Here is a 6,914-nt window from a genome sequence, read left to right on the forward strand (position 1 = left end):
GGATACACCACAAATTATGTAAATTGTTCTATCGTAAGTAAGGTTAAGCAGAGATTGATAGTAAAAATAAAGATAGTATAGGCTTTAAAGTGATAAAGCAAAAGCTAGAGCTCGATTTTGGGTGTATCTTTTCAAAGCATCAACTCTTAGGCTAACTCCAAGAAAGTTGATCGGGACAACTGTATTTTCATAAAAATAAATCGGGCTGGTCGCCTTCGAGTCCCTAATTTATGGTTGAACTTAACATAAACACTACTTATTCGCAAAAGTCTAATAGTTGTGCAGACGTGGATAAAGGAAAACTGAATCGTCGTTTCTCCCAGCGTCTCGAAGCAAGCCTAAGTCCGATGGAAAGCTGGGGATTCGGGCTTTCCGGTTTGTTGCTATGGCTTGGTACCGCACCGAGTATGCACGCAGAGTTAGGGCCGAAAGCAATTTTTGTATGGTTGCCGGGAGCGATCGTCGGTATTATGCTGAACCTGCAAATCAAGCGCCTGGGTATTCAGTGGCCGAAAGTATCGGGAGGAACGCCCAATTACACGACCAGACTACTGAAAAGCTATCCCGGACTGGCTCGCTATGCAGCGATCGGCTATCTTTTGGGATGGGTATCGGTACCGCCGATGAATGCCATTATACTCACCGATTTAATCGAGGCGACTCTTTCTCCGCTTGGCATTTCGTGTCCGGTAACGTTGTTGAGAATTGGATTTACTTTACTTCCTTTTCTAGTAGCTTTTAGCGGCACGAGAGCTTTGGGAATTTTGCATTCATGCTTTGTCTTTCCAGCAATAGGATTGCTACTCGCTTTTGGCATTCAAGGAATTGGATGGTTAAGTTTAGCAAGCGACAGTCCCGGTTTTTTTCCCAGCAGTGGGTTAGAAATACAAAATCTGCCGCCGCTCAATTTTGTGGAATGGGCGAAGTGGTTTTTTATTGCCGTATATGCCGTTTACGGTTGCGAAACTGCTTCTTCGTTTGTGGCAGATAGCAAAAACCCCAGAGTCACCTTGCGTTGTTTAGATTTTGCTGCCTGGTTAATTGTGCCAGTGTATCTGGGTGGTTCTTGGGTACTGATGCAGTTGGCAAATGCTTCCGAAATTGGCAACAATGCTTTTTTAAATATGGTGGGGGCAGCCAAACCATTTTGGGGTGAATCAGCTTCATTTTTGGTGACATTTCTGATTGCTTGCGGCTGTCTTTTGAGTTCGGCTACGGCAGTTTCCAACTCGCCCCGAATTTTATATCAACTGGCAATAGACGGATATCTTTCACCTGTATTTGGAGTCGTTTCTCGGCGGGGTGTTTTCGGCCCGGGTCTGACATTTACCCTTGTACTGAATCTGGTTTGTCTGATGTGGGGAGATGTGGATCTCGTGGTGATGATAGCTGGAACGGGATATCTTTTTTCGATGTTGGCGATCCATCTAGGATTGTGGCTGCGTCGAGGTAAATCGGCTGTATTATGGCCGTTGTGGTCGGGAGGCTTTTTTGTAGTTGAAGCGATCGTCCTGGTAGTGGGAGGTTTAGCTTGGGACTGGAAATATTTGGCGATCGGATTGCTGTTGCCGATCGCAATTTTGGCAGCAGATGCAGCTGTACGTAGCCTCAAATTTCCACCTTTCCATCCATCTTGGTGGAAAGAACGCCATCGTCCTCTTTCTCAGGAAAGGATGCCAGATTTTGTGCTGGTGCAGGTGGGAGTTTTAATTTTCTTAATTTGCAGCGCCACAACAATAGGATGGGCGGCTAGAGCTAAATTAGATAGCGCATCTGTCGAAAACTATACGAATGTTTTTGTACTTTTGCTGCTGACAAGTGCATTTGTAGGAGTAGCGATCGCTTGCTGGACTAGCTTACCGCAAGTGACGAGTATTATCGAAGCCGGAGAAAAGGCAGAACACCTTTTCAAAATTGCTCTGGATGCAATTATAGTGTTAGATGAAAATTGTGTAATTTTGCAAGCAAATCCCGCAACCGAACTGTTGTTTGGAGTAAAAAATGAAAATTTACTCGGAAATCGTTTAAACCAAATACTTTTGGATTTACCGGATGTGCCGGAGCGTTGGCCATCCCGTAGCGAACAGATCGTAACTCGTGGAGATGGAAACTCGCGATTTCTGGAAGTGGCAATTTCAGGCAGAAATAATCAAGAACGACAAGAATATGTTGTGCTGCTACGCGATATTACAAAGCGCAAACAGACTGAAGTAGAACTGCGGCAAGCATTACAAATTAAGGAAGAATTGGCAGCTACTGCTACGGCACAAGCTCAACAATTAGAAAGAACTTTGCGCCAATTGCAGCAAACTCAAGCGCAACTAATTCAAGCCGAAAAAATGTCTAGCCTCAGTCAATTGGTTGGTGGGATTGCACATGAGATTAACAACCCCATCAATTTTATCTACGGCAACATTCAATACGCGAAACAGTACGCTCAAGATTTGCTGTATTTGCTTAATCTCTACAAATATTATTATCCCAATCCAGTTCCGGAACTGCAAGTAGAAATTGAAGACAAGGAAGTCGATTTTTTAGTAGAAGATTTTCCCAAACTGTTGGATTCGATGAAAGTAGGGGCCGATCGCATTCGGGATATAGTTCTGTCTTTGCGAAATTTCTCCCGTTTGGATGAAGCAGAAAAGAAGAGGGTAGATATTCACGAGGGGATTGAGTCAGCGTTGATGTTTTTGCATAATCGTCTGAAAGCTAAAGGGGATTATCCGGGTATTCAGGTGATTAAAGAGTACGGTGATTTACCCAAAATCGAGTGCTACGCCGGACAGCTAAACCAAGTATTTATGAATCTGCTGTGTAATGCTATTGATTCCATAAACGAATACAACAAACAGCGATCGCTGGCAGAAATTAAGGCTTGCCAGGGTAGGATCGCAATTCGCACATTTTTAAAAGAAAACAACCGTTTATTTATCCGCATCGCAGATAATGGTTTGGGAATTGCTGATGATGTCCAAAGAAAGCTATTTGACCCGTTTTTTACAACCAAACCTATCGGTCAAGGAACTGGAATGGGATTGGCAATTAGCTACCAAATTGTGGTCAGAAAACATGGTGGAAAATTGCACTGTATATCAGAGCCAGGAAAAGGCGCAGAGTTCGTAATTGAGATTCCTATTTGTAGCTAAATGTTAGGGGTTAGGCACTAGGGCGTCAGGGAGAGTGGGGGAGTGGGGGAGTGGGGGAGTAGAAGAATTAATATTTTCGCTTTTCCCTTCTCCCTCTTCCTCTTCCCTTTTCCCTCTCCCTCTTCCCTCTTCCCTAGCCAAAATCCAAAATCTAAAATCTAAAATTGGCTTGGAGTAGGAATAACAACCCGCACGGTTGTTTGCTGTCCGGGGATGCTTTCTACAAACAATTCTCCACCGTACAATTCTGCTAGACGTTTAGCGATCGCCAATCCCAAACCAGAGCCTTGCTGTTCGTAGAGTTTGCGATCGAACTGCATATAAGCTCCTAAATTAGCAATTTGTTCGGCGTTCATACCCCGTCCTTTATCGCTCACGGATAGAATAAAAAAATTATTTTTTACCATGCTGATGATATAAATTGGCGTTCCCGTTTCAGAAAATTTAAAAGCGTTATCTATCAGTTCTTCTACCAGCTTATTCAGATGCTGTGCGGAAATTTGAATTTCTCCATCTGCTAAATGCAAATGCAGATCGTTTTCTCGTTGCGCTTTTTTTGCTTGGTGAATGGCTATATCGGCAATCATTGTTTTGGCATACTCTATCCGATGACTCCGTAGCGCTTTGATTCGCTCTGGATGGGAAGCAATAACTTCTAGATCTGCGTACAACAAAAAGTTCTGAATCAGGCGATACAAACGTTTGCTAGCAGCTTGGATCTGCTCGACCATTTCCCGAATCTCAGATTTATCTAGCGAATCTAACTCGGTAAGTAGCAGTTGTGAAAACCCCATAATGCCATTTAAAGGAGTTCGCAATTCATGGGGAAGGGATAAAGTAATATTCCTACGCAATTCATCTAGTTTTTGTGCTTCTTGCTGCTTAATAGCGGCTTGTTTTTCGAGTCTAGCTGCGATCGCTTTCAGCAATTGGGCAGGTGTAAACGGTTTGATTATATAATCGTCTGCTCCCTCTTCCATACCTTTCCTGGTATCCGCTTTATTAGATAAGCCAGTGATAAAAATGAAGGGGATAGCTGCCGTCGCAGGTTCGCTTCTGAGCGCTTTCAGGACACCGTAGCCATCTAGTTCGCGCATCCGCACGTCGCAAATAATTAGATCGGGCTTTTTTTCTCTAGCAATTTCGATGCCTTTGATGCCATTTTCGGCCTCAAATGTCTCAAAATTTTGTCTGGCTAGAATTTCTAAAATGGTTATACGGACGATTTCTTCGTCTTCAATTACCAAAATTTTTATCTTCGGGTTATTTGACATAAGACTAAAATAAATTACTATTTACCTCTTCCTTAATTTTGCTGGTAGTTTGGTTTGTGACTGCATGGCCGTTGGCCATTACTATAATTTAACTATAATTTGGCTAGCCGATCTTTCCTTGATAGGTCAACTAGCACACGCCCTACAATTTTTCCTTGGAGAATTGCATTAACTTTCTCTCTCAATTCTTCTAAATTTACAGTTGTTACCACGCGCTCTAAATGCGAGGGTTTCCAATCAGACGCTAACTTTTTCCAAAGCGACGATCTGGTTGCGATCGGACATTGAACCGAATCAATTCCAATCAGCCGCACTCCCCGCAAAATGAAAGGGTAAACAGTCGTTATTAACTCCGCACCACCTACCAAACCACAAGCGGTAACACAGCCGCTATGCTTGGTAGTTTCGATCAGCGTTGCTAAAGTATTTCCTCCCACCGTATCTACCACTCCTGCCCAACGTTCTTTCAACAGGGGCTTACCGCTATTATCGTTGACTTCCTCTCTTGAGATTATTGATGATGCACCCAGGAACTTGAGGTAGTCATATTGCGATTCTTTGCCTGTAACCGCTACAACAGCGTAACCTAATTTTGCTAAAATAGAAATAGCAATACTGCCAACTCCACCAGTAGCACCAGTTACTAAAACTTCGCCTCTATCCGGAGTAATGTTATTTTGTTGTAGCGCGTCGATGCAAAGTGCTGCCGTAAAACCAGCCGTTCCAAATATCATGCTTTCCCTCAGACTCATTCCATCAGGAAGACTAACCACCCATTCAGCAGGAACGCGAATATATTCGGCAAATCCTCCCCAAGTATCCATTCCTAAATCGAAACCAGTCACAATCACAGAATCGTTTGCTTGAAACTGGGCAGATTTACTGATAACCACTCTTCCAGCAGCATCAATTCCCGGTACGTGAGGAAACTTTTTGGTAACGCCAGGATTTCCCTTGGCTGATAGCGCATCTTTGTAGTTTAGAGAAGAGTATTCCACACGAATTAGAACGTCACCTTGTGGCAGGTCATCCACTACTTTTTCTACAATATTCGTCTGGTAATTTTTGTTATCTATTTGGCTAACGAGAAAAGCTTTAAATGTTTCTTTTGTCATAAACACCTTGATATCATTGGCTGGGTTGGCCATTGCCTGCCAAAACGCCTGTAGCCCTTTCAAGAGAAGCAATAGTGGGCAATTACCAATTATATTTAGATGGTCGGTGATGCCCAGCCTACAAATTATCGAATCACTCCGCAGAAGGGATTTTCCTGCAAGTTTAGCACGCTAAGTAGCAAAGAAGTATATCTTGGAGATCTCTATTAAGAGAAGAGTAACTTTGCTCTCTATTCGGATAGGGCGACAATTATACCTGAAAATTGACTGGGTAAGCTTTTCGGCTCTTCGACCTCGCCGCTGGTAAGGTCATTTATGCGGACGTAAAGATATCAATTGTGCCCGGACGAAGATCGGTTGAATTTAGCTACTCTTAAATTCAGAGACTTACCCAATGGGAGCATAACGTACAGGAATACCAGTAGCGCGATTAATTTCGGTGGCGAATTCCTGCAAAACATCTAGACTGACACATTTGAGCGATCGCACTTCGTAAGGTCTATTATCGGCGCTGCTGTGGTTCTCTCTTCCGTCTATTTCGTGTTTCAACGGTTTTGGGCGCGTCGGGGTATTGAGTTGAATTTCATCCGGCAGTAAAGATTGCATCATTTGCAGATATTCAGCTTTAGTAGCTTCATTCCATTTCGTTAAAATCATGGTTTGAATGCCTAAATGTCCGCGATATTCCTGACGAAAATTTTTAATATTTGTGCAAATATCTGACATTTCTATCCCTGACACAGGTCGATTGACGCGCCGCAATTGTTCGGCGGAAATGGCATCAAGTTTGACCGATATTTTGTCAGTTAAAGACAAAGCCGCACGCACATCAGGGTCTGATAATAATGTGGCGTTTGTCAATACTAAAGTCGGTCGATGAGTGAGTTGTTTGATTGATGAGAGGATTTCTGCCAAGTTAAGTGCTAAAGTGGGTTCGCCGCTACCGCTGAGGGTGATGACATCTACATCCCAAGGCGCGAAAGCTTGCAAATCTTGGAGAATTTGTGTCGTGGGGATGTAGATAGCGCGATCGCATATTTTACGTTCAATTTCTCCCAATTGGCAATACACGCAGTTGAACGAACAAACAGACACTGGGCCAATGGGGTCTATACCGAGCGATCGACCATATCGCCAAGATTTAACTGGGCCGTAAACAGAAGTAAACTTGGTACTTGTTTCAGCGGACATTACTTAAAACCGTTCTGGCTGCAATTCCACATCTATCTATTATTTTTATCGCAGATTCAAGGATATATTTGTAAATTTAGATAGATTGTTATAATTTGAAAAATTTCTTTTAATTTCCTTACAATTTTTGCTATTTAGAGCGTAGTATAATTTGTAAAAATTATTGTATTCGGACATAAACCGGATGA

4 protein-coding genes are annotated in these 6,914 nt (G+C 42.9%); 1 reads left to right on the forward strand and 3 read right to left on the reverse strand.

Features of this window, described 5'->3' with window-relative positions:
* The first annotated feature begins 230 nt into the window (after positions 1–230).
* The gene (locus tag H6S82_RS13095) at positions 231–3,146 is read left to right on the forward strand and encodes an ATP-binding protein (protein ID WP_190468758.1); all 2,916 of its coding nucleotides are present in this window, start codon (positions 231–233) and stop codon (positions 3,144–3,146) included.
* Positions 3,147–3,304: 158 nt separating this feature from the next.
* Here the strand turns inward: H6S82_RS13095 and H6S82_RS13100 are convergent, their stop codons facing one another.
* From H6S82_RS13100 to H6S82_RS13110, 3 genes are all read right to left on the reverse strand, one after another.
* Entirely contained in the window at positions 3,305–4,420 is a 1,116-nt protein-coding gene (locus tag H6S82_RS13100) for a hybrid sensor histidine kinase/response regulator (protein WP_190468755.1), read from the reverse strand.
* Between the two features lie 92 nt (positions 4,421–4,512).
* Positions 4,513–5,598: a YhdH/YhfP family quinone oxidoreductase gene (locus tag H6S82_RS13105; RefSeq protein ID WP_242056933.1), complete on the reverse strand. Its 1,086-nt coding sequence runs from the start codon at positions 5,596–5,598 to the stop codon at positions 4,513–4,515.
* A 324-nt stretch (positions 5,599–5,922) separates the two neighbouring features.
* Positions 5,923–6,726, reverse strand: a complete 804-nt coding sequence (locus tag H6S82_RS13110; protein ID WP_190468752.1) for a radical SAM protein — start codon at positions 6,724–6,726, stop codon at positions 5,923–5,925.
* Positions 6,727–6,914 lie beyond the last annotated feature (188 nt).

This window comes from Planktothrix sp. FACHB-1355 (assembly GCF_014748295.1).
Taxonomy (GTDB): domain Bacteria; phylum Cyanobacteriota; class Cyanobacteriia; order Cyanobacteriales; family Aerosakkonemataceae; genus Aerosakkonema; species Aerosakkonema funiforme_A.